Source organism: Aeromonas sp. 604282 (genome assembly GCF_049170575.1).
GTDB lineage: Bacteria > Pseudomonadota > Gammaproteobacteria > Enterobacterales > Aeromonadaceae > Aeromonas > Aeromonas veronii_A.
The window spans coordinates 293735-315848 of the sequence record NZ_JAAKMV010000002.1 but is presented as its reverse complement, the minus strand read 5'-3'; the positions used below and the strand labels follow the sequence as shown (position 1 = coordinate 315848).

The 22114-nt window shown below is 58.0% G+C and carries 19 protein-coding genes; 16 read left to right on the top strand and 3 right to left on the bottom strand.

The features are described from left to right. Entirely contained in the window at positions 1-1011 is a 1011-nt protein-coding gene (gene thrB, locus G5367_RS04425) for a homoserine kinase (RefSeq protein WP_421293834.1), read from the top strand. Continuing rightward, entirely contained in the window at positions 1008-2282 is a 1275-nt protein-coding gene (gene thrC / locus G5367_RS04420) for a threonine synthase (protein ID WP_236316609.1), read from the top strand. The genes thrB and thrC overlap by 4 nt, the downstream gene beginning before the upstream one ends. A gap of 122 nt (positions 2283-2404) precedes the next feature. Here thrC and G5367_RS04415 read toward each other — a convergent pair whose 3' ends face one another. From G5367_RS04415 to G5367_RS04405, 3 genes are all read right to left on the bottom strand, one after another. Continuing rightward, positions 2405-2911: a HEPN domain-containing protein gene (locus G5367_RS04415; RefSeq protein ID WP_421293831.1), complete on the bottom strand. Its 507-nt coding sequence runs from the start codon at positions 2909-2911 to the stop codon at positions 2405-2407. Beyond that, on the bottom strand, positions 2892-4022 hold the full coding sequence (locus tag G5367_RS04410) for a DUF262 domain-containing protein (protein ID WP_421293830.1): 1131 nt from the start codon (positions 4020-4022) through the stop codon (positions 2892-2894). Before G5367_RS04410 ends, G5367_RS04415 begins: the two co-directional genes overlap by 20 nt. A gap of 231 nt (positions 4023-4253) precedes the next feature. Then, positions 4254-4769, bottom strand: coding sequence for an REP-associated tyrosine transposase (locus tag G5367_RS04405; RefSeq protein ID WP_421293828.1), 516 nt, complete (start codon positions 4767-4769; stop codon positions 4254-4256). Positions 4770-5376: 607 nt separating this feature from the next. On the opposite strand from G5367_RS04405, the gene G5367_RS04400 reads away from it, so the two are divergent. The 14 genes from G5367_RS04400 (at position 5377) to tssA (ending at position 22088) form a co-directional block, all read left to right on the top strand. Continuing rightward, on the top strand, positions 5377-5754 hold the full coding sequence (locus G5367_RS04400) for a hypothetical protein (RefSeq protein ID WP_421293826.1): 378 nt from the start codon (positions 5377-5379) through the stop codon (positions 5752-5754). Between the two features lie 966 nt (positions 5755-6720). Then, positions 6721-7224, top strand: a complete 504-nt coding sequence (tssB, locus tag G5367_RS04395; RefSeq protein ID WP_005347310.1) for a type VI secretion system contractile sheath small subunit — start codon at positions 6721-6723, stop codon at positions 7222-7224. A 37-nt stretch (positions 7225-7261) separates the two neighbouring features. Next, positions 7262-8743, top strand: a complete 1482-nt coding sequence (gene tssC / locus G5367_RS04390; RefSeq protein ID WP_216978370.1) for a type VI secretion system contractile sheath large subunit — start codon at positions 7262-7264, stop codon at positions 8741-8743. Between the two features lie 6 nt (positions 8744-8749). Further along, the gene (gene tssE, locus G5367_RS04385; protein WP_005347308.1) at positions 8750-9181 is read left to right on the top strand and encodes a type VI secretion system baseplate subunit TssE; all 432 of its coding nucleotides are present in this window, start codon (positions 8750-8752) and stop codon (positions 9179-9181) included. A gap of 3 nt (positions 9182-9184) precedes the next feature. Further along, positions 9185-10951 carry a type VI secretion system baseplate subunit TssF gene (tssF, locus tag G5367_RS04380; RefSeq protein WP_216978371.1) on the top strand — a complete coding sequence of 589 codons (1767 nt, stop codon included), beginning with the start codon at positions 9185-9187 and terminating at the stop codon, positions 10949-10951. Then, entirely contained in the window at positions 10915-11913 is a 999-nt protein-coding gene (tssG, locus tag G5367_RS04375) for a type VI secretion system baseplate subunit TssG (RefSeq protein WP_005347306.1), read from the top strand. Before tssF ends, tssG begins: the two co-directional genes overlap by 37 nt. A 39-nt stretch (positions 11914-11952) precedes the next feature. Then, the gene (tagH, locus tag G5367_RS04370) at positions 11953-13188 is read left to right on the top strand and encodes a type VI secretion system-associated FHA domain protein TagH (protein WP_421293824.1); all 1236 of its coding nucleotides are present in this window, start codon (positions 11953-11955) and stop codon (positions 13186-13188) included. After that, complete coding sequence (tssJ, locus tag G5367_RS04365) at positions 13188-13703, top strand: type VI secretion system lipoprotein TssJ (RefSeq protein ID WP_216978373.1); 516 nt, start codon at positions 13188-13190, stop codon at positions 13701-13703. Before tagH ends, tssJ begins: the two co-directional genes overlap by 1 nt. Positions 13704-13705: 2 nt before the next feature. Further along, positions 13706-15040 carry a type VI secretion system baseplate subunit TssK gene (gene tssK, locus G5367_RS04360; protein WP_421293823.1) on the top strand — a complete coding sequence of 445 codons (1335 nt, stop codon included), beginning with the start codon at positions 13706-13708 and terminating at the stop codon, positions 15038-15040. A gap of 23 nt (positions 15041-15063) precedes the next feature. After that, positions 15064-15843, top strand: coding sequence for a type IVB secretion system protein IcmH/DotU (gene icmH, locus G5367_RS04355; protein WP_005347302.1), 780 nt, complete (start codon positions 15064-15066; stop codon positions 15841-15843). A 20-nt stretch (positions 15844-15863) separates the two neighbouring features. Further along, positions 15864-18506, top strand: coding sequence for a type VI secretion system ATPase TssH (gene tssH, locus G5367_RS04350; protein WP_421244369.1), 2643 nt, complete (start codon positions 15864-15866; stop codon positions 18504-18506). Between the two features lie 2 nt (positions 18507-18508). Then, positions 18509-20047, top strand: a complete 1539-nt coding sequence (locus G5367_RS04345) for a sigma-54 interaction domain-containing protein (protein WP_005347300.1) — start codon at positions 18509-18511, stop codon at positions 20045-20047. Then, complete coding sequence (gene vasI / locus G5367_RS04340) at positions 20047-20652, top strand: type VI secretion system-associated protein VasI (protein WP_421244370.1); 606 nt, start codon at positions 20047-20049, stop codon at positions 20650-20652. Before G5367_RS04345 ends, vasI begins: the two co-directional genes overlap by 1 nt. 8 nt (positions 20653-20660) lie before the next feature. Further along, positions 20661-22088 carry a type VI secretion system protein TssA gene (gene tssA / locus G5367_RS04335; RefSeq protein WP_421244371.1) on the top strand — a complete coding sequence of 476 codons (1428 nt, stop codon included), beginning with the start codon at positions 20661-20663 and terminating at the stop codon, positions 22086-22088. Positions 22089-22114: the final 26 nt, after the last annotated feature.

Genomic DNA, 22114 nt, shown 5'->3' with positions numbered 1-22114 from the left:
ATGAGTTCAGACATGTACCCCTCTTATATGACGGAAGGCGCCATGGGTAATGACAGAAGTGTGGTCGCCTATGCCCCCGCCTCCAGCGCCAACCTGAGCGTGGGATTCGATGTACTGGGGGCGGCGCTCGCCCCCGTGGATGGCTCTCTGCTCGGCGATCGGGTGCAGGTAAAAGCGGCTGACGTGCCGTTCGCCCTCTCATCCGTGGGCCGCTACGCCCACAAGCTGCCGGACGATCCGAAAAAGAATATCCTCCATGACTGCTGGGTCGCCTTTGGCGAGGCGCTGGAGAAGCGCGGCCTGAAACTCAAGCCCCTCGAAATGGTGCTGGAAAAGAACTTGCCGGTGGGCTCGGGTCTGGGTTCCAGCGCATGCAGCGTGGTGGCGGCCCTTGAAGGGCTCAACGCCTTTCACGGCGCGCCGCTCAATGAGCACGACATGCTGTTGCTGATGGGGGAGATGGAAGGCAAGATCTCCGGCTCCGTTCACTACGACAACGTGGCCCCCTGTTATCTCGGCGGCATGCAGCTGGTGCTGGAAGAGCACGGCGTCATCAGCCAGGGTATTCCGGTGTTTGATCAGTGGTACTGGGTGGTCTGCTACCCGGGTACCGTGGTTTCGACCGCTGCCGCCCGCGCCATTCTGCCGGCCCAATATCGCCGTCAGGATTGCCTCACCTACGGTCGTCGGCTGGCTGCCTTTGTCCACGCCAGCTACACCGGGCAGGAGGGCTTGGCGGCGAGCGTCTTGAAAGACGTGATTGCCGAACCCTACCGCGCGGCGCTGATCGAAGGCTTTGCCGAGGTGCGGGCGCAGGCGGCCCAGAACGGGGCGCTGGCTACCGGCATCTCCGGCTCCGGCCCCACCGTGTTTGTGGTGATGAAGGAGCTGGCGCAGGCCGAGCGGATGAAGGATTGGATGGAAGCACATTTCGTGCAGAACGAAGATGGATTTGCCCGGGTCTGCAAACTGGACATGGCCGGGGCACGGGTAACAGGAAGCGAGCTATGAATCTCTACAACATCAAGGACAACAGCGAACAGGTGAGCTTCGCGCAGGCGGTGCGTCAGGGCTTGGGTCGCGAACAGGGGCTCTTCTTCCCCGAACAACTCGAACCGCTCGCCGATGTGGATGCCCTGCTGGATCTGCCGCTGGCCGAACGCTCTGCCCGCATCCTGAGCCACCTGCTGGGGGACGAAGTGCCTGCAGCGAAAGTGAGCGAGCTTATCAACGCCGCCTTCACCTTCCCGGCGCCGCTGGTGAAACTCAAAGACGGAACCTATGCCCTTGAGCTGTTCCACGGCCCGACCCTGGCATTCAAGGATTTCGGTGGCCGCTTTATGGCCCAGTGCCTCGCGGCCTTTAGAACCAACGACAAGATTACTATCCTCACCGCCACCTCCGGCGACACCGGCGCCGCCGTGGCCCACGCCTTCTACGGGCTGGAGGGGATCGAGGTGGTGATCCTTTACCCCAAGGGCAAGATAAGCCCCTTGCAGGAGAAGCTCTTCTGCACCCTCGGCGGCAATATCCGCACCATCGCCATCGACGGCGACTTCGATGCCTGTCAGGCGCTGGTAAAACAGGCCTTTGACGACGAAGCGCTGAAAAAGGCCATTGGCCTCAACTCCGCCAACTCCATCAATATCAGCCGTCTGCTGGCGCAGGTTTGCTACTACTTCGAGGCGGTAGCCCAGCTGCCGAAAGCCGATCGTGCCAAGGCGGTGATCAGCGTGCCGTCCGGCAACTTTGGCAACCTCACTGCAGGCCTTATCGCCAAGGCGCTGGGGCTGCCGGTGAAGCGCTTTATCGCCGCCACCAACGCCAACGATACCGTGCCGCGCTACCTGAAAACCGGTCAGTGGGAGCCGCACCAGACAGTGGCAACCCTGTCGAACGCCATGGATGTCAGCCGCCCCAACAACTGGCCACGGGTGGAAGAACTCTGCCGTCGCAAAGGCTGGGCACTGGAGACCTTAGGGTCAGGCATGCGTGACGACGCCCAGACTCGCGCTGCCCTTAAACGGCTGCATCAGCTGGATTACCTCTGCGAACCCCATGGCGCCATTGCCTGGGATCTGCTGGGGGAACAGCTGGCCGGAGACGAAGTAGGGGTGTTCCTCTGCACCGCCCATCCTGCCAAGTTCAAGGAGTCGGTGGACGAGATCCTCAATCTCGATGTACCGCTGCCCGGCCCGCTGGCCAAGCATGCCGAGCTGCCGCTGCTCTCCGTTAATTTGCCAGCGGAGTTTGCCCGGTTAAGGGCGTTTTTGGTGGGTTAAGCCGCCGAGTTGAGATAACAGATAGAAATAAAAATCCCCCGGTAACGGGGGATTTTGAGTTTACATTATTCGGTTAGGAATAGTGAAATAGAAGCATTAGAACATTAATGAGCCTTAATAATTTATTCAGCTATAGCCCGCTCAATACTTTCCAACACTTTAACACAATCCACAAAATAGCTTTCTATGCTAGAGAAAGAGGTGGATGGAGCCCCCCCATGTGCAAATGCATTTCTAGCATCTGTTAGAGATTTTAATGAACTCTTTATTTTTTGGTTATGTTCATGTTCATCTAATATTTGCTTAAATTTAGATGCCCATTGTTCATCAAACCCTTTAAGGCTGCTTATTATGTTTTGTAAGCTAGGATTCATCGAGCTATGTCTAAATTTTTTATTAATAAAGTTTTTGATTTGTTCGGGCTGCCCATGGGTATTTGCGTCTGAAATTATAGTTTTGAATCCATACTCGATAGCTCCACAAGCACGAATAATTGCATATCTGGTTAAATATGGCACTGGGTGACTCATGCTACCCATCCCATCGATTATGCATCGGATTTTATGAAATTCATCAAAGCATGATTCAACTCTTTCATATACCGAAGGATTAGAAATATTGAACTCCATATAATCCCTCTAGTAACAATGATACCCTGCCGTGGATGCTATCTGTCTGCATTGTTCCTTCACTAATATATTTTCTAAAGTCATCTCTTTTTAAAACCTCAATCCTTTTACTTTCAAGGTTTTGAGTCGGAATATTATCTCCTAACTCGCGAATGGCGATGGATGTGGCAATCATCAGAGAATCAAAAATAGTGGGGTAAAAGCGTTTTCTTATTTTGTCTGGTTCGCTTGATATTATATTGTAAAAAGCATTTTCCCCAAAATACTGTCTAATGAAGGAAATAGAGGAGGTAAATGCTTCCTTTTGTTTTTGTATGGCATGTGGAGAATTGTTTTTTTGCTCCCCCATATGCTCATTTAATAATTTCTTTAAGGAAATATTACCTTTAGGCGCTTGTTTAACCTTATCTGTATCCATAGCTAAAAATCGAAGAATCAGTTCCATGTCTTTCATTCTTGGATCAATTTCATTACCAATATAATAGCGCCAGTCTTGGTTGTTGTTGATGTCAATAAGAAGAGTGTTTAAAGGACCTTGGTAGACACAGTTTCTGATTTCTTGAGCCCCTAATGCTCTGCCTCCAGTATTTATTCTCTCAAATATTTGATATAGGCTAGTGTCATTGTTCTTTGGTTTTACTTGTTCAAAAACTATTGCGTGTATAGTTGTGCTTCTTATTTTTCTTTGCTCAGAGGATGATAGTTCGCTAAATGATTTACCTCTCCAGCGCTCATTTATTTTGTTGCTGTTAGATAGTCTAAATACTCGATTATCTTTAGTCCAAATCCCTTTAAAAAAGTCATAGACTGTCATTATCCGTTGATAACCGTCAATGATTAACTTTTTGTCATCTGATGTGTTAGCTAAAAATATACTCGGGACAGGGAGTCCCAATAATAGAGATTCAATGAATCTACTAGCCTCTACTTTATCCCAAACATAATGTCTTTGAAGCTCCGGCTTTATTAGTTCATCCTCATCATACATAGTTATTAATTCTCTAAAAGATAAATCTGCTCCCCATGAGGTAATGTTATAAATGTCATCATTAGAATAGCTGTCATCTATTTCATCCAGAATATTTTCAATATCATCTAGTTGATTTTGCATAAATGCCCCAAGGTTTTTTAATTAATGTTAAGTGTAAGATAAACAGATGTCATGTATTTTGGCTAACCCTTGTAGGTTGGTGCTGAACGAAGTGAAGCCCAACGTTTACCGAGAAAGCTAAATTCGTTTTTTGATTTTATATGGTCAAAATTCATCTTATTTGGGAAGTCATATATCCCGTTTGTTGGGCTTCGCTGTGCTCAGCGCCAACCTACAACATACCCAAGCCGATTATTCCCGACCCGAGTCACTATCAATGGCCCAATCTGGTTCTATCCAGCCTGCGGCGATATGGCGATGAATAGAGGAGTAAGGCCAGTCGACAGGCTTGGCACAATAACCATGTTTGACCGGATTGAAATGGATGTAATCGACATGGGCTTGCAGATCCTTGTCATCCCGGATCAGATGTTCCCAATAACGGCGTTGCCAGATACCGCGTTCCCGTTTTCTGAGTCGGCTCTCCCGTATCCGCTCTGTTTTGGCAATGTCCCGTGAAAAGCCTGCCTTGATCAGAGACCAGCGCATGGGATAGTCACTGTCACCCGGCGGTAGTTGCCATATGGCATGGAGATGATCCGGCATCACCACCATGGCAATAATCTCGAAGGGGTGTTGCTGTTTGACGTGGCGGAGCACTTCGCGCAGCAGGTCGATATGACGTACCAGCAGATCCTGCTTTCGGTCAGCCAAGTTGACGGTGAAGAACCAACATGCCCCACTGGTTGTTGCTCGGCGATAGCGCATGGTTCTCCTTTCCGGTGTCGGGGTGAAATATCCGGTCTGTTCGGTTACACGAAATGGGAACCAACTAATCGAAGGCATACGTGTTGGGCTTCGCTACGCTCAGCGCCAATCTACGAATTGCATCAATCACAGTGCCAATCCCACGCTACCGCCAGTGGATTACAGCTTCCAATATGCTCCATTAACCAGCGAGGTCTGCAGCCCATCACAGATGAATAGGCACCGGATGGCTATGATAGGCCAATTGAATCTGGTCTCACCAGTCAAAAAGTGACGTAACTGTCAGTAATGATTGGTTTTTTGCGCTGGCTCAAGAAATCGCTATGGCGGGGAACAGGATTCCCACGGCCCTTGATTTTATTGGGGTTGGCGGGCGTGGCGGGAAAGTAGGGGGCAGGCTTGCCGCTGAGGAGGGGCTGGCTGGGGTCAATTCCTCTCTGCCAATCGGCGCTATAGTGCGGGCGATGGTTGCCCTGTGCTCCGCTCCCAGCTGGCGAGGCGGGGGATATGCGGCAACAATCAGCTGTTGCAATCACAGCCATTTGCAACACATCGTCATGCAAATATGACCATGCAAACACATCACCAGATAGAGAGGAGATCTCCCATGAAGCGTACCATCCTGTTTGGCCTGCTCTGTGGCAGCGTGCTGCTTGCCAACCCGGTCTTTGCCAACGACACAGCCCAGTTGCAGTGCGAGGCGCAGGCCGCAGCCAAAAAGCTTAACGGCGCCGCCAAGACCAGCTTTGTCGGCAAGTGCGTGAAAGATGCCGCTGGCGCCGCAACCGGCGAGTGCGAGAAGGCGGCGGCCGACAAGAAGCTGGCCGGTGCGGCCAAGAACAGCTTTATCCAGAAGTGTGTGAAGACGGGGGCGGCGATGGATCCGGCGGCCAAGTGCGAGAAGGCGGCAGCCGACAAGAAGCTGGCTGGCGCGGCCAGGAACAGCTTTATCCAGAAGTGCGTGAAGGATAGCGCCGCCAAGTAAGGCATTTTCTCATCCGGTGTGTTTGCGGGGGCCATCAGGCCCCCGTGCTTTTGGCGCACTGAACGACGCCTCTTGTGGAGTAAGGTGCACTTCTCTATGTAGCAAAGAGCGGGATCTGGTTGTGCCTCTTATTACGCCCCATCTCCCCAGCGAGGGATCCCTGCTCCGGTGGCTCGAGCGAACGGTTCTGCTCTCTGATCAAGGCTCATATTTATTCCCGGAGCCATACCATGCGCTTGGTGAATGATGGCGACATCCCTCTGCCTCTGCTCACCGGGCGCAGCGTCAAAACAGACGCAGGTGCTTGGGGGCTGATTTCCACTGCCCATCCCGCTCCAGATTGACTCCAGTGTTAGCAGGGAGTGCTCCCATTGACGGTGTTATGGCTTGCTCTCAAATAAATTTAATCAGGGATATAAACGCATCACTGTTTTTTAATGGCGTAATTTTTACTTATCTGTTTCTGCCATTTTTGGCCTCCTGTTTTATGTCAGATTATTCCGATTGTCAGGTTGTCATTTCCGGTTACAATTTTGTTCAAGATCATGCCATCCAGCACGTATCACATTCCCTTGATTCATATATGTCAGAATTTGTCGTATATGGATGTGCCGAGAACGATAATGTGCCGAACAAGATGTCACTAAAGCTTCTGGCGCTGAAAACCTTTATGAAATGAACGTATGTTTATGATTTTGTTGTGTTTTTTTTTATTTTTATGATGCAAAGCAACGAGGTGGCGTTGACGGTATCAAAAGAAATAAATATGAGGACAAGAGAGAGGGTGCCGTTCGGGGCGCGCCGTGACGGCTTATTGATATGTCGCAAAATATTAAAGTTATTACTCGGAATTTTCCCTGTTTAATATGGCCATTGCTTCAACTGTAATTTATTACAGTTGAGGCTGGCTATATTGAATATAAGCTCAGCCCCTCTTGATAAAACCTCAAAATCGGGTACTAGAGCATGGGAAAAGGAATTGATGGCGCCACAGTCGCGCCCAAAGAACGTATAAATATCAAGTATGTACCGTCGACTGGTGGTCAACAGGGAGAAGTAGAACTTCCCCTGACCATGATGGTGGTCGGCAACATGAAAGGACGCACCGAAGATACCCCCATCGAGGAGCGTCAGACTGTCTCCATCGACAAGAATAATTTCTCATCTGTCATGAAAGAATCGGCATTGGAACTGAACTTCACCGTTCCAAATCGTCTGGAAGAGAACAGCCAGGACGAGCTGCCGGTTTCGATCAAAATCCAGTCCCTGGAAGACTTCACTCCTGACAATGTGGCCCAGCAAGTGCCCGAACTGCGCAAGCTGCTGGAACTGCGTGAGGCGCTGGTTGCCCTGAAGGGGCCGCTCGGCAATATCCCTGCCTTCCGCAATCGTTTGCAGGATCTGCTGTCCAGTGATGAGGCTCGTGAGCAGTTGCTCAAAGAGCTGGATTTGATCAAGCCAGCCGAGTGATCGGCGGGTTGTATTGACTGAACGAGAAGGAACAAACATGTCTTTGGTCGAAGAACAGGTTCAAGCGGGGGCGAATGCCGCCTCCTCGTCCTCTTTGCTGGACGAAATCATGGCACAAGCGCGCATCACACCGGTTGATGAGGGTTACAGCGTCGCCAAGCAGGGGGTCGCAGCCCTGATCGCCAACATTCTGGATAGCGGTACTGCCAGCAGTCCGGTCAACAAGGCACTGGTGGACAGCATGATTGTCGAGCTCGACAAGAAGCTCGGCAAGCAGATGGACGTCATCCTCCATGCCAAGCCGCTGCAGGAGATGGAGTCCTCCTGGCGCTCTCTGAAGTTGCTGGTGGATCGCACAGATTTTCGCGAGAACATCAAGGTCCAGGTGCTGCACGCCACCAAGGAAGAGCTGCTGGAAGATTTCGAGTTTTCCCCCGAAATCACCCAGTCCGGTCTCTACAAGCATGTCTACTCCAGCGGTTATGGACAGTTTGGTGGTCAGCCGGTGGGCGCCGTGATCGGTGATTACGCCTTCACCCACAGCGGACCCGATATCAAGCTGATGCAGTATGTCAGTGCGGTCGGCGCCATGGCTCATGCCCCCTTCATCTCTTCCGTTGCACCGACCTTTTTTGGTGTAGACAGCTTTACCGATCTGCCCTCCATCAAGGATCTGAAATCGGTATTCGAAGGGCCGGCCTACACCAAGTGGCGCGCCTTGCGTGAGTCGGAAGATGCCCGTTATCTGGGACTGACCGCACCGCGCTTCCTGGCCCGTCTGCCGTATGATCCGACTGAAAACCCCATCAAGGGCTTCAACTATCAGGAAGATATCAGCTCGGATCACAATCACTATCTGTGGGGCAACACCGCCTATCTGATGGGCACCTCCCTGACTGACAGTTTCGCCAAGTACCGCTGGTGCCCGAACATCATAGGCCCGCAGAGCGGTGGTGCGATCCACGATCTGCCGGTACACGTCTATGAAGCCATGGGTCAGCTGCAGGCGAAGATCCCGACCGAGGTGCTGATCACTGACCGTCGTGAATACGAGCTGTCGGAAGAGGGTTTCATAACCCTGACCATGCGCAAGGACAGCGACAACGCCGCCTTCTTCTCTGCCAACTCGGTGCAAAAGCCCAAGGTGTTCCCGAACACCAAGGAAGGACGCGAGGCCGAAACCAACTACAAGCTGGGCACCCAGCTGCCCTATATGTTCATCATTAACCGCCTGGCGCACTACATCAAAGTGCTGCAGCGCGAGCAGATCGGCTCCTGGAAGGAGCGTCAGGATCTGGAACGGGAGTTGAACAGCTGGATCCGGCAGTTTGTGGCCGATCAGGAAAATCCGCCGGCAGAGGTCCGCAGCCGTCGTCCGCTGCGCGCCGCCCAGATCAAGGTGCTGGATGTGGAAGGGGAGCCGGGCTGGTATCAGGTTGCCATGTCAGTGCGCCCGCACTTCAAGTACATGGGGGCGAGCTTCGAGCTCTCTCTGGTAGGTCGACTGGACAAGGAATAAGGCCCGATGCCGTATCTCTCTTCCTGGGATAGAGGAAATGCGGCCAGCCTGTTCGATCGCATACGGGGGGAGGGGCTGAGCCCTTCTCCCCGTTCGGAGGTTGAGGAGTTGGTTGATTCTGTCAAGCGGCAGCTCGAACAGATCCTCAACACCCGTCCCGGCAATTGCCGCAGTGCTCCCGAGCTTGGCGTCATCGATCTCAATGACGCCACTCAGGGCAGTGCGGATATCAAGGGGCGGATCCGCGAAGCGATCCGGCAATGCATCCGTCGTTATGAACCGCGGATTGTGCATGTGGATGTCCGTTCACCCGACTATCAGGCGAGTCCACTCGAGATGTCGTTTCAGGTGACGGCCCACGTGCGGCTGGAGCATATCGAGCAAGTTACCTCGTTCAACGTCCATATGGACAGTCACCGTCACTACCGCATGGTCTGATCAATGTCGCTGGAACATTACTTCAGGGATGAGTTGGCTTTTTTGCGCCTGCAAGGGCGCGAATTTGCCGATAGCTATCCCGAACTCACCCGTTTTTTGTCGGAGCAGAATACCGACCCGGATGTGGAACGCCTGCTGGAAGGCTTTGCGTTTCTCACGGGCAACCTGCGCGCAAAAATTGAAGACGAGTTTCCCGAGCTGACCCACGGTCTGCTCAATATGCTCTGGCCAAACTACCTGCGTCCCGTCCCCAGCATGACCATCATGCAGTTTTCGGTTATTCCGGGGGCCATCGCCCAGCCCGCGCTGGTGAAGCAGGGCTGCCAACTCGACAGTCTGCCTATTGACGATGTGACCTGTCATTTTCAAACCTGTCACGATGCCTGGGTCTATCCGGCCGAGATGCGCGAGGTGACGGCGCAAAGTGGCAACGATCTTTCGACCATCTCGCTCGATATTGCCCTGCATGCCCCCTTGCTGCTCAGCGAGTTGCAGCTGGACAAGCTGCGCTTCTTCCTGGGTGGCGACAGCTACACCGCGTATGAGCTCTACTTCTGGCTCGCCAACCAGCTCTCCCATATCGAGCTGGAGATCGACGGCAAGCGCTTTCGTCAGGAGGCCAGGGCCCTTAAATCGGTCGGCTTCGAGCGCGACGATGCGCTGTTGCCTTATCCGAACAACGTCTATTCCGGCTACCGGATCCTGCAGGAGTATTTCTGCTTTCCGGAGAGCTTCCTCTTCTTCGAACTCTCCGGTGGCGAGTGGCCCAAACAGCCGCTGCCGGTGAGTGAATTCAAAATTCATTTCTGTTTCGACCGGCCCTTGCCGGCGGAACTCAAGATCCGTCCCGACTCTTTCATGCTCAACTGTGTGCCGGCCATCAACCTGTTCCAGCACGACAGCGAGCCGGTCAATCTCAACGGCCGTCAGGCGGAATATCCGCTCAAGGCGAGCTATCGCTATGCGGACAGTTTCGAAATTTTCTCGGTGGATCAGGTTGAAGGCTGGGTCGAGGGCAATCTGGGGCGCTCTCGCGGCACGCCGCGCATCTATCAGCCGTTCGAAAGTTTTCAGCACCAGATAGAGCGGGCCAAGCAGCGGCTGGCGCTCTATTACCGGGTGCGCGTCAGGGAGTCGGTGAGTGGTGATGGTTTCGAGCACAGCCTCTCGTTTGTGCGGGGCGATGAAACCACCACGGTCGATCTCGATGAATCCATCTCGGTGACGCTTACCTGTACCAACCGCTCCCGCGCCGCCCGCCTCAAGGTCGGCAGCATCTGCGTGCCGACCGGCAGCTCGCCCTCGTTTGCCACCTTCCGCAACCTGATCCGGCCGACCCGGCCGCTGCGCCCGGCACTGGATGGCAGCCTGCACTGGACCCTGATTTCCAACCTGTCGCTCAACTATGTCTCTCTGCTGCGCCGCGATGCCCTAGTACAGGTGCTGCGTACCTACGACTTTCCCGCTTTGCACGACAAGCAGGCGGAGCAGGCGTCGCGCAAGCGGCTGGCGGGCATCGAGGAGATCGAGACCAAGCCGGTGGACAGGCTGGTGCGCGGCATGCCGGTGCGGGGGCTCAAGTCGGTGCTCTCCATCCGTCAGTCCGCCTTTGGCAGCGAAGGGGAGCTCTATCTGTTCAGTACCGTGCTGGCCCATTTCTTCTCGCTCTATGCCAGCGTCAACGCCTTCCACCTGCTTGAGGTGGTCAATCTCGATAACAAGGAGCGCTATCAGTGGCCAGTCCAGATCGGTCAGCACTCCCTGATGTGAGCGCCGCCAACGAGGCGCCCCGTTTTAATTTCTTCCAGCTGGTTGAGCTGCTCAACCGGCTCGATGGCGCCGATCAGGAGCGTGGTCTCGACCACCTGCCAAGTGACGAGAATATTCGTTTCAAGGCGACCGCATCGCTGGGCTTTCCCACCAGTGACGTGCTGCAGATTGGCCGCGACGAGAAGGGGCGCCACGAGCTGGAAGTGGCCTTTCTGGGTCTGCACGGCAGCCAGTCGCCGATGCCGGGGTACTACCTCGACTCATTGGCGTGGGAGTACGCCCAGGGGGAGCAGAAGCTCGGCCTGTTTCTGGATTTCTTCCACCACCGTCTGCTGACCCTGCTGCACCGGATCTGGCGCAAGTATCGCTACCACGTCCGTTTTCAGGACGACGGTGAGGATGGGTTCTCCCGCCTGATGTTTGCGCTGGTGGGGCTTGGCAACGACGCCGTCTGCCAGAGCCTGCCGGTCAACCGCGCCAAGATGCTCTCCTATGCGGGCATGCTGGCCAGCCCCAGCCGCTCGCCCGAGGTGGTCGCCGGTCTGGTGGCCCACTGCTTCGATCTGGCGGATGTAGAGGTGAGCGCCTGGCAGTGGCGCAAGGTGCCTATCCATGAGGAGCAGCAAAACCGTCTGGGCGGCGCTGGCGTTACCTTGGGGCAGGACTTCGTCATCGGTGACAAGGTCAATGATTGTGCCGGCAAGTTTTTATTGAAAATCAATGATCTGAGTTTTGGCCAGTTTCTCGGATTTCTCCCGAACGGGGAGCATTTCCACGCCCTGGTGACCTTTGTCTCCTTCATCTTGCGCGATCAGCTGGCCTGGGATCTGCGGCTTGGCTTCGGCCAGGAGCAGGCCAAGGGGCTGCGACTTGGTGAAGAGCAGAGTGCCCGTCTGGGGTGGAGTACCTTTCTCGGCCAACCGCCGAGTGACCCGTTCGTGACGATCTGTGTACAGGAATAAGCACAGAAATTCAGTGTAGGAATACGTGCAGGAGTGAATGTGGACGACTTTAACCAGCAACTATCTCTGGTGGTGCTTAACAGCGAGCAGCTCGACGGCAGCCAGCAGGTGCAATATCGCTTCGACGAGATGGGAGGCACCCTGGGCTCCTCCGAACAGGATGACTGGCAACTGCGAGACAGGTTGGGGGCGGTGATGCCGGCCCATGCCCGGGTCGAGCTCAATGACGGTCGTTTCTGCCTGTGCGATCTCAGCGGCCAGACCTACATCAATGGTGCTACCTCGCCCATCGGGCGGGCTCGCAAGGTGCATCTGGAGCAGGGGGACGAGCTGGTGGTCGGCCCGTTCCGGCTGCGCGCCTATCTCGGTGCCATTTCCCCCGAGCAGAGCCTGCAGCAGGTGCTGGGCAACCGTCCAACCGAGCAGCTTGACGAGTGGCTGGCCTGCGATCACCACCACACCCAGACCCTGGATGATCCTCGGGCCCTGGCAGTCGACCCCCTGCTGGCATTGCAGCAGGAGCGTGCGGCTCCTGGCCCGCTGATGGATACCCAGCCGCAGGCTCAACCGCATTTTCAACCGGATATGGACACCGTATCCCTCGCTCCATTTTCTGCCGTCGAGAACACCATGAACCAAGAATTTCTGGATATGCCTGCCATCGAGAACCACCCCGACTTCCAGCCACTGGAGGGCGTTGATCACGTCGCCCTGACGCCGCTGATGCGCGGGCTGGGTCAGCCGTTGCAGTTGCAAGACACCCGACAGGCTCACGACATGCTCGAAGAGATGGGCAAGACAGTGCGGGCCATGGTGGAGGGGTTGCTGCAACTGCAAAGCGATCAGGCGGCGCTGGCAGACAAGCACCTGCGCCCCATCGAGGACAACCCTCTGCGCCTTGGCCTCGATTATGACGAGACCCTGGCGGTGCTGTTTGCCGAGCAGAAGAGCCCGGTGCACCTGAGCGCGCCGGCCGCGGTGGCCGAGAGCCTGCACAACGTGCGCATCCACCACGTGGCAAACCAGCAGGCCATCAGTGCGGCGCTCGACAGCATCCTGCAGGCCTTCTCACCGGAAGCCTTGCTCGGCCGTTTCGAGCAATACCGCCGCAGCGGCGCGCCGGGGATGGCTGATGAGGGGTGGGCCTGGAACATGTACCAGCACTACTACCGCGAGCTCACCTCTGCCCGTCAGCAGGGGTTCGACAAGCTGTTCCATCAGGTCTACGCCCAGGCCTATGACCAGGCCGTGCGTCAGCAACAGGGACTGATTTGATGATACGTGCACTGTGGTTTGGGGCCTGTCTGCTGGCCCTGGCCGGTTGTACCACCATGGGCAAGATGGCCGATGTGGTCATGAACCCGGATGTCCAGGTGGGGAGCAACGATGACCAGCCCTCCACCCTGGGGCTGAGCCTGCTGGCGGAGCCTGACGTCAACCCCAACGAGAGTGGGGAGGCGGCGCCGATCGAGTTTCAGGTGGTGCTGCTGGCGGAAGATTCCAGGCTGCTCGCCACCGACTACGACCAGGTGACGGCAGATGTAGAGAAGGCCCTTGGCAAGAACTACCTCGACCATCAGGAGTACACCCTGCTGCCGGGCCAGTTCAAATACCTGCCCCCCGTCAAGCTCGACGAGAAGACCCGTTACATCGGCGTGATTGCACGGTACGCCGATCCGGACAGTGCCGAGTGGCGCAAGGTCATCAAGGTCAAGAGCAAGGGCGCGGCTTATCACATCCTGGTGCACCTGCGCCTGGATGAAGTGGAACTACAAAAAGAAGAAGAATAATTATGTCGAGTCGAAATCGGGTTATCTGGCGTGAAGGGCTCTTTATCAAGCCCCAGCACTTCCAGCAACAACAGAGACATTCGGATTATGCGCTGCACGCGCGTTTGAGCGCGCTGTCCGACTATTTCTACGGGCTGCAGTCGCTTGTTATCAACGAGGATTACCTCGGCTTTGGCCGCATTGCGCTGGTGGGGGCCACGGGTATCCTGCCGGACGGTACCGTCTTCAACATACCCAACGACGACGTGCTGCCGACCCCGCTGGAAGTCACCGACGCCTCGGTGGCCAACCAGAAGGTCTATCTGGCCCTGCCGCTCTCGGTGAGCGGCGTCAATGAGGTGGGGCAGGGCGGTCAGGTGGCTACCCGGTTACAGGCCCATCGTCATGATGTGCGCGACCTGCACAGCGAAGGGGGGGATGTGGTCTCCCTCGAGGTGGGGCGGGTCAGCCTGCGGCTGATGCTGGAGCGGGAAGATCGCAGCGCCTACGCCTCGCTCGCCATCGCCCGCATTCTGGACAAACGTCCGGACGGCGGTCTGGTGCTGGATCCCAACTTCATGCCCTGCAGCATCAGCGTCTCCGCCATCCCGACCCTCAAGCGCTTCCTCGGCGAATCGGCTGGTCTCGTGGCCGAGCGGGCTCGCAGCCTCTCCCAGCGCATTGCCGCACCGGGTCAGCAGGGGGTGGCCGATGTGGCCGAGTTCATGATGCTGCAGCTGCTCAACCGGGCTCAGCCCCAGCTCTCCCATCTGGCGCGTCTTGGCACCCTGCACCCCGAGCGGCTGCACGAGGCGCTGGTGCAGCTCTGTGGCGAGTTGATGACCTTTACCGACGAGTCCCGCCTGCCGCCCGAGTTCCCGGCCTATCGTCACGACGATCAGCAGGTGAGCTTCGAGCCGGTGATGCTGGCCCTGCGTCAGGCGCTCAGTACCGTGCTGTCTCCGCGCGCCGTCTCCATCCAGCTGCGCAAGCACCAGTACGGCGTCATGGTAGCCATGGTCAACGAGAGTGAGCTGATTGCCAGCGCCGACTTCGTGCTGGCGGTGCGTGCCCGCATGCCCCAGGAGCAACTGCGCAAGCAGTTGCTGCAGCAGACCAAGGTGGCCTCCAGCGACAAGATCCGCGAGCTCATCAGCCTGCAGTTGCCCGGTATTCCACTGCTGCCGCTGCCGGTGGCGCCGCGCCAGCTCCCCTATCACGCGGGTTACAGCTACTTCCAGCTCGACCGGCAGAGCCCGGCCTGGCAGATGCTGGCGGTCAGCAACACCCTCGCCTTCCACATTGCCGGCGATTTCCCCGAGCTCGACATGCAGCTCTGGGCCATCCGTAGCCAGTGATCGCATCAAGGAAACAAGCAGAGATGACCACGGACATTATCAAGAACGAGCAACTGAGCGACCTGCTGTTCGATCATGCCGAGCAGCTGGACATGGACTCGGACTACTGGTTTCGCCTGCGCGGCCAGAGCATCAACCCGATGATCGATGCGGTGACCCCCTTGCTGGGGCTGGTGCAGCGGGTACGCCTGCTGTCGCGCTACGACCGGGTGCCCGAGCTCTACCAGCGGGTGGTGACCGAGATCCAGTCCATCGAACAGGAGCTGATGGCGCAGGGCTACGAGAACGGCGTTGTCCTCTCGTTTCGCTACATCCTCTGCACTTTTATCGATGAGGCGGTGATGGGACGTGACTGGGGTAGCCAGAGTGAATGGTCCCAACACTCCCTGCTGGCCCGCTTTCACAACGAGACCTGGGGGGGCGAGAAGGTGTTCGTACTGCTGGCGCGCCTGCAGGAGGATCCGGTGCGCTATCGCGACATTCTGGAGTTCATCTATCTCTGTCTGTGCCTCGGTTTCGAGGGGCGCTACAAGGTGATGAGCCAGGGCCGTGACGAGTTTGAACGGATCGTCAAGCAACTGCACAAGCAGCTGTCACCTGAAAGTGGCGGCGAGGCCCCCAGCGTGTTTCATCTTGATCTCGGTCAGCAGGCATCTCGCTACCAGCTGCGCAAGCAAGTCTCCCTGCGCACACTGTTTATGGGCGGCGCGCTGATCCTGGCCATCATCTTTGGCCTCTATCACCACCAACTCGATAACCAGACCCAGGACGTACTGCGTCAACTGGGCGAATTATTAAAATAAAATACTAAGGAGAGCACGCCGTGATTCGTATAGAGCTACCGGTACTGGTGGAAAGACTCAACCCCATCTGCCGTCACATGCTGGAGGAGGCCGCAGCCCTCTGCGTCAATCATCAAGGGGCCGAGATCCGCATCGAGCACCTGCTGCTGAAGATGCTGGAGACCCCCCTCTGCGATGTGCGCCAGATCCTCAAACGGGCCGAGGTCGAGGTTGAAGAGTTAAAGAGCCTGCTGCAACCCTCGGCGGCCGATAACGGTTATGGTCAGGGTTATCCCTCCTTCTCGCCGCTATTGGTGGAGTGGCTGCAAGACAGTTGGTTGCTCGCCTCCGCCGAGCTGCAACACGGCCAGCTGCGCAGTGGCGTCATGCTGCTGGTGCTGCTGATGACCCCCCACCGTTACCTGCCGGGCTCGGTGACCTGTCTGCTTGCCAACGTCAATCGCGAACTGCTGCGCCAGCAGTTCGACGACTGGGTCAAAGATTCCGCAGAAACCCAGATTACCGTTGCGGCGAATGGTACTGCCACTCAGGCTGCATTGCCCGCGGACGCCAGCTTGCTGGCCCGCTTTACCGTCAATGTGACAGAACAGGCCCGTCAGGGGGCGCTTGACCCCGTACTCTGCCGGGATCACGAGATCGATCTGATGATCGACATTCTCTCCCGTCGCCGCAAAAACAACCCCATCGTGGTGGGGGAGGCCGGCGTCGGTAAAAGCGCCCTGATCGAGGGGCTGGCGCTGCGTATCGTGGCGGGTCAGGTACCCGAAAAGCTGCGCGGGGTCGAGTTGATGACGCTGGATCTTGGTGCCATGCAGGCGGGCGCTTCGGTCAAGGGGGAGTTCGAGAAGCGTTTCAAGGGGGTGATGCAGGAGGTCAAGGATGCCGTGCGACCTGTCATCCTCTTTATCGATGAGGCTCACACCCTGATTGGTGCCGGCAACCAGGCGGGCGGCATGGATGTCTCCAACCTCATCAAGCCCGCGCTGGCACGGGGCGAGCTGCGCACCATCGCTGCCACCACCTGGGGCGAGTACAAGAAATACGTTGAAAAAGATGCCGCCCTGTCGCGCCGCTTCCAGCTGGTGAAAGTGGGTGAACCCAATGCAGATGAAGCCACCGTGATCCTGCGCGGCCTGCGCAGCATCTACGAGAAGGCCCATGGGGTGCTGATTGACGAGGAGGCGCTGCAAGCTGCCGCCCAGCTCTCCGCCCGTTACATCTCCGGCCGTCAGCTGCCGGACAAGGCGATCGACGTACTCGATACCGCCTGTGCCCGGGTGGCCATCAACCTCACCACGCCGCCACGCGCCGTCAGTCACCTGCAAAACGAACTGCGCCAGCGCGAGCTGGAGATCCGTCAGCTGGAGCGCCAGAGCCTGATTGGTCTGGGTGACAACGATGAGCGCCTCGCCGAACTGCAAGCGGCCCAGCAGACCTGTCGTGACAACCTGCGTGAGCAGGAAGCCCGATGGCAGCAACAGCAGGGGCTGGTGCATCGGATTGTCGAACTGCGTGCCGCCCTGCTGGCGGATCAGCAGGATGAGATGCTGGCCAGAGAGGCGCTGGATCTCGCCGATGCGCCGCTCGATCCGCAAGCGGCCGCCGGGCAGCTTGCCGGGCTCGAACGAGAATTGTCCGAGCTGCAACAGGGTGAGGTGCTGGTCTCTGCCCACGTCGACAAGACTCAGGTCGCCGCGGTGATAGCCGAGTGGACCGGGGTGCCGCTTAATCGCATCTCCCAAGGGGAGCTGGATGTGGTGACCCGTCTGCCGGAGTACCTTGGCGAGCTTATCAAGGGGCAGGATGTGGCGGTGGCTCACCTGCACAAGCACCTGCTGACCGCCCGCGCCGACTTGCGTCGTCCGGGCCGTCCGCTGGGGGCCTTCCTGCTGGTGGGGCCAAGCGGGGTCGGCAAGACCGAAACCGTGCTGCAGATTGCCGAGCTGATGTTTGGCGGTCGCCAGTATCTCACCACCATCAACATGTCCGAATATCAGGAGAAGCACACTGTCTCGCGCCTGATCGGCTCGCCGCCCGGCTATGTCGGTTTTGGCGAGGGGGGCGTGCTGACTGAGGCAATCCGTCAGAAGCCTTATTCCGTGGTACTGCTGGACGAGGTGGAGAAGGCCCATCCGGACGTGCTCAACCTCTTCTATCAGGCGTTCGACAAGGGCGAGCTGGCGGATGGGGAAGGGCGGATCATCGACTGCAAGAACGTGGTCTTCTTCCTCACCTCCAACCTCGGTTTCCAGACCATCGTCGAGCATGCCGAGCAGCCCGATGTGCTGCTGGATGCCCTCTATCCGGAGCTCGCCGCCTTCTTCAAACCGGCCCTGCTGGCGCGGATGGAGGTGATCCCCTACCTGCCGCTCGGTCACGACACGCTAGTGCAGATCGTCGGTGGCAAACTCAACCGGCTGGTCAAGCTGCTCAAGGAGCGTTTCGGTGCGGAGGTGGTGCTGGAGAGCGAGGTGGCCGAGGAGATCCTGCTGCGGGCCAACCGTAGCGAGAACGGCGCGCGGATGCTCGAATCCGTCATCGATGGCGCCCTGTTGCCGCCGGTCTCCCTGCAACTGTTGCAGCGCCTCTCGGCCGGTGAGCCCATCAACCGGGTGCGCTTCTCGGTGGCCGATCACCAGTTTGTGGCCGAGGTGGAGGGCTGACCATGGAGCAAGCCCTCGCATTCGCCCTAGCGCTCACCTCGCAACGGGATGAACAACATCTCTGCCACTGGTGGAGCTCGACCCTCAATGCCAGCTTCCAGCCCAAAGGCTTGCTGCTTGGCATGCTGGATGTGAGCGGCCGTCAGCTGGAGTGCAAAGGGTGGGTCAAGGGGCAGGAGGTGGCGCTGGCGCTGGCGGTGGATGATTTCTCTCATCCCCTTGCCTATGTGCTGCACAAGGCGCAATCCCGCACCTGGGACTCCCTCCATGGTGGCGCTCGCATCGAGCATGCCGGTTTTCGTGAACTGCTGGCCAACCTTGGCCAGCCGTGCGGCCTGCACGCTTTTCCACTCAATGATGGCAACGGCAAGCCGTTTGCCGTGCTGGCGATGATGGACAGCGGCGATGTGCTGCAGGAGTGGGCGGCCCGCCCCGAGCTGGCCAGTCTGGCCCAGGTCTTTTGCAACCAGCTCACCCTGATCCGTGATCTGGGACGTAGCCGCCGGGATCAGAGCGTGCTGCGCGACTCCCTGCGTCAGATAAAGGGGGAGGGGGAGCGCCAGCGCCAGCATGAGAAGTTGCTGGGCGAGCAGTTGGTTGGCCAGTCGGCGGTGATCCGCGGCCTGCGCGAGCAGATCGCCCAGGCGGGCCAGCACAAGCTGACCGTGCTCATTCAGGGGGAGACCGGCAGTGGCAAGGAGGTGGTCGCCCGGCTGGTGCATAAGTGCTCCGATCGCGCCAACAAGCCCTTCGTCGCCATTAACTGCGCCGCCATTCCGGAGAATCTCATCGAGAGCGAGCTGTTCGGTTATCAGAAGGGAGCCTTCTCCGGTGCCCTCTCCAACAAGACCGGGCTGGTGGCGCAGGCCAATGGTGGCACCCTGTTTCTCGATGAAGTGGGCGACATGCCCGCCGCCATGCAGGCCAAGCTGCTGCGGGTGCTGGAAACCCGCAGCTACCGGCCCCTTGGGGCAGAGCAGGAGTATCACTCCGATTTTCGCCTCATCGCGGCCACTCATCAGCCGCTGACCCGCCATGTGGAGGAGGGGCGGTTCCGTGCCGACCTCTACCATCGTCTCTGCCAGTGCCTGCTGCTGATCGCCCCGTTGCGAGAACATATCGAAGATGTGCCGCTGCTGTGCCAGCACTTCATGGCCCAGTTTGCCGCGCAGGATGACAAGGGACTGGCTGGCTTGCAGCGCAAGTTCCTCAAGCAACTGCAAAGTTACGACTTCCCCGGCAACGTGCGCGAGTTGCGCAACCTGCTGGAGGTGGCCTGTGCCCACACCCGTCACGGTGAAGAGGTAGGGCTTGGCGCCTTGCCACCGGAACTGCGGGATCGGGTCTGTGCCGAGCTGCCCGATGCGCTGGATGATTACAACCATATCCGCGATCTGCGCCGGGCCATGCAGCAGTACGAGGCATCGGTGATTGAAGCGCGCCTGCGCTACTTTCAGGGCAATCGCATGCTGGTGGCCGAGAGCCTCAATATTCCCAAGCGCACCCTGGATCACAAGTGCCAGAAACTGGAGGTGAACTGATGATCATCATGGGTTTGTTGCCCCTGCTGCTGGCGACCGGCAACGCAGTCCCCCCCCTCGATATGGCGGGTTGGCAAGCGTGTCGCCGCGAGCCATCTCCGCTGATCCGGCTCGCCTGTTATGACGCCCTTGGCAATGAGGCGATGCCATCAGGCAACAAGGAGAGCACCAAGTCTCCGTCCTGGCTGGCGATAGCGGAGCAGGAGTTGGCACGAGTGCCCGATAGCTCCCCCTTCCTGTTGCGACAGGATGAGGAGAGCGGCACGGCGGTACTGACCCGTCCGGCCCTGCGCGGTGCCACCCTGGCGATCGGCTGCGTAAACAACATCACCCATATCCGCTTGCGACTGGATGCGCCGTGGCGCGGGGAGAGTGTCGAGGTCGCGCTGGATGGACAAGCCACTCGCAGCAGTCAGAGCTGGTTTATCCGGGATCAGGGATGGCTGCTCGAATATGGCCGCGGTCTGCCCGCGATAGAGGAGCTCAAACGCTGGATTGGTCATCGTGAATTGCAGGTTCAGGCGGCCAACGGTGCCTTGCTGCGGGTCGATCTCGGCGGCCTGAAAGAGGCGCTGATACCGGTGCGCCAACAGTGTCGCTGGTAGGGGGGCAAATGAGCTATCAACACCCCTGGTGTAGCCGTCTGCTCACCAGCTTGCCGGATGCACAGATCAAAGGGGCTGTGCTGGCCGATGAACCGCGCTGGGACTATGTGGAGACCGAGCTGGTCAAGTTGGGCTCCCTTGCCCACAGCCAGGTCGATCTCAATGCGGTGGCCGAAGCCTGTCTGGGGTTGCTGGAGAGTCGCACCAAGGATATGCGGGTGTTGGCCCAGCTGTTGCGCTGCCTGCAACATCCGGCCAAAGCGACCCCGATGGGAGCGGCATTGAGTTTGCTGGAAGCCTGGATCAAGGCTTACTGGCTGTTGGCCTGGCCCGGGAATGCGGCTCAGAAGCAGCGATTGATGGTGCAGATCATCAAGCGCTTCGAGGGTGCCCTGCCGAGGGTGAGCGAGAGCGCTTCGGCGGCCGAGCTGGCTCAGTTGCTGGCGCAGGCTGAACAGCTGGAGGCCGTCTGGCTGGCCCAGTGCCCCGACAAGAGCGAGCTGCTGGATCCCCTGATGATGGGGTTGAAGCGGGCGCAGCGACAACAGGATGTCCAGGCTGATGCTGATGCCGGAACTCAACCTGCAAGCAGCGCTGTTGCAGCCACCGCCAGCGCGAGCAGCATGGCGAGCGCTATGGTGCTCAGTGGCAGCAGCAAGGGCTCCGGCATCGAGATTGACAGCTCCAACGATCGGGCATGGCGACAGACCCAGCTCAAGGTGGCGGAGCTGCTGATTGAGCGCCAGCCGGAGGCTGCGATCGGTTATCGGCTGCGTCGTCACGCCATCTGGGCCGGCATCACCACCCCGCCGATAACGGCGCAGGGGAACAAAACCCAGCTGGCCTCCATGTCGGTGGACATGGTGGATGAGTATCGCGCCGCCATGGGCACGCCAGATCTGGCGCTCTGGCAGCGCATCGAGCAGAGCCTGACGCTGGCCCCTTACTGGTTCGAGGGGCACAGGCTCTCGGCCGAGGTGGCCCAGAAGCTGGGATATGGCGCGGTGGCGCAGGCCATCATGGCGGAGCTGGATGCGTTTTTGCTGCGTCTTCCCGCGCTGCGGGATCTCACCTTCAGCGATGGTTCTCCGTTTCTCTCCTCCGAGTGCAGTCGCTGGTTGCAGCCTGCCAAGAGTGGTGGAGGCGGCAGCGGACAGGCCGAGCTGGCCGAGGAGGTTGCCTTGCGTCATGGGGAGCAGGGGATTGCCGCCGCGCTCGCCCTGCTTGATGAGCGGATGGCACAGATGAAAGAGCCAAGAGCCCGCTTCCATGCCTTGCTAGTGCAGGCGGAGTTGTTGGAGCAGGAAGGCATGGAGGCGCTTGCGCGCCAGCAATATCAACACTTGTGGCAAGAGGCGAATCGCCTCGGGTTGTCGCAGTGGGAGCCTGGGCTGGTCAGCCGCCTGGCCCCCTATGCCGCTCATTTGCCGAACTAAGTGCCGAAATGAGTCATTGAGTCGGA

Coding starts and splice junctions, on each gene's coding strand:
- tssB (WP_005347310.1), top strand. CDS start 6,721: ATGGGAAAAGGAATTGATGGCGCCACAGTCGCGCCCAAAGAACGTATA.
- G5367_RS04410 (WP_421293830.1), bottom strand. CDS start 4,022: ATGCAAAATCAACTAGATGATATTGAAAATATTCTGGATGAAATAGAT.
- tssK (WP_421293823.1), top strand. CDS start 13,706: ATGTCGAGTCGAAATCGGGTTATCTGGCGTGAAGGGCTCTTTATCAAG.
- tssF (WP_216978371.1), top strand. CDS start 9,185: ATGTCGCTGGAACATTACTTCAGGGATGAGTTGGCTTTTTTGCGCCTG.
- vasI (WP_421244370.1), top strand. CDS start 20,047: ATGATCATCATGGGTTTGTTGCCCCTGCTGCTGGCGACCGGCAACGCA.
- thrB (WP_421293834.1), top strand. CDS start 1: ATGAGTTCAGACATGTACCCCTCTTATATGACGGAAGGCGCCATGGGT.
- icmH (WP_005347302.1), top strand. CDS start 15,064: ATGACCACGGACATTATCAAGAACGAGCAACTGAGCGACCTGCTGTTC.
- tssC (WP_216978370.1), top strand. CDS start 7,262: ATGTCTTTGGTCGAAGAACAGGTTCAAGCGGGGGCGAATGCCGCCTCC.
- tssJ (WP_216978373.1), top strand. CDS start 13,188: ATGATACGTGCACTGTGGTTTGGGGCCTGTCTGCTGGCCCTGGCCGGT.
- thrC (WP_236316609.1), top strand. CDS start 1,008: ATGAATCTCTACAACATCAAGGACAACAGCGAACAGGTGAGCTTCGCG.
- G5367_RS04400 (WP_421293826.1), top strand. CDS start 5,377: ATGAAGCGTACCATCCTGTTTGGCCTGCTCTGTGGCAGCGTGCTGCTT.
- G5367_RS04405 (WP_421293828.1), bottom strand. CDS start 4,769: ATGCGCTATCGCCGAGCAACAACCAGTGGGGCATGTTGGTTCTTCACC.
- tssE (WP_005347308.1), top strand. CDS start 8,750: ATGCCGTATCTCTCTTCCTGGGATAGAGGAAATGCGGCCAGCCTGTTC.
- tssA (WP_421244371.1), top strand. CDS start 20,661: ATGAGCTATCAACACCCCTGGTGTAGCCGTCTGCTCACCAGCTTGCCG.
- G5367_RS04415 (WP_421293831.1), bottom strand. CDS start 2,911: ATGGAGTTCAATATTTCTAATCCTTCGGTATATGAAAGAGTTGAATCA.
- G5367_RS04345 (WP_005347300.1), top strand. CDS start 18,509: ATGGAGCAAGCCCTCGCATTCGCCCTAGCGCTCACCTCGCAACGGGAT.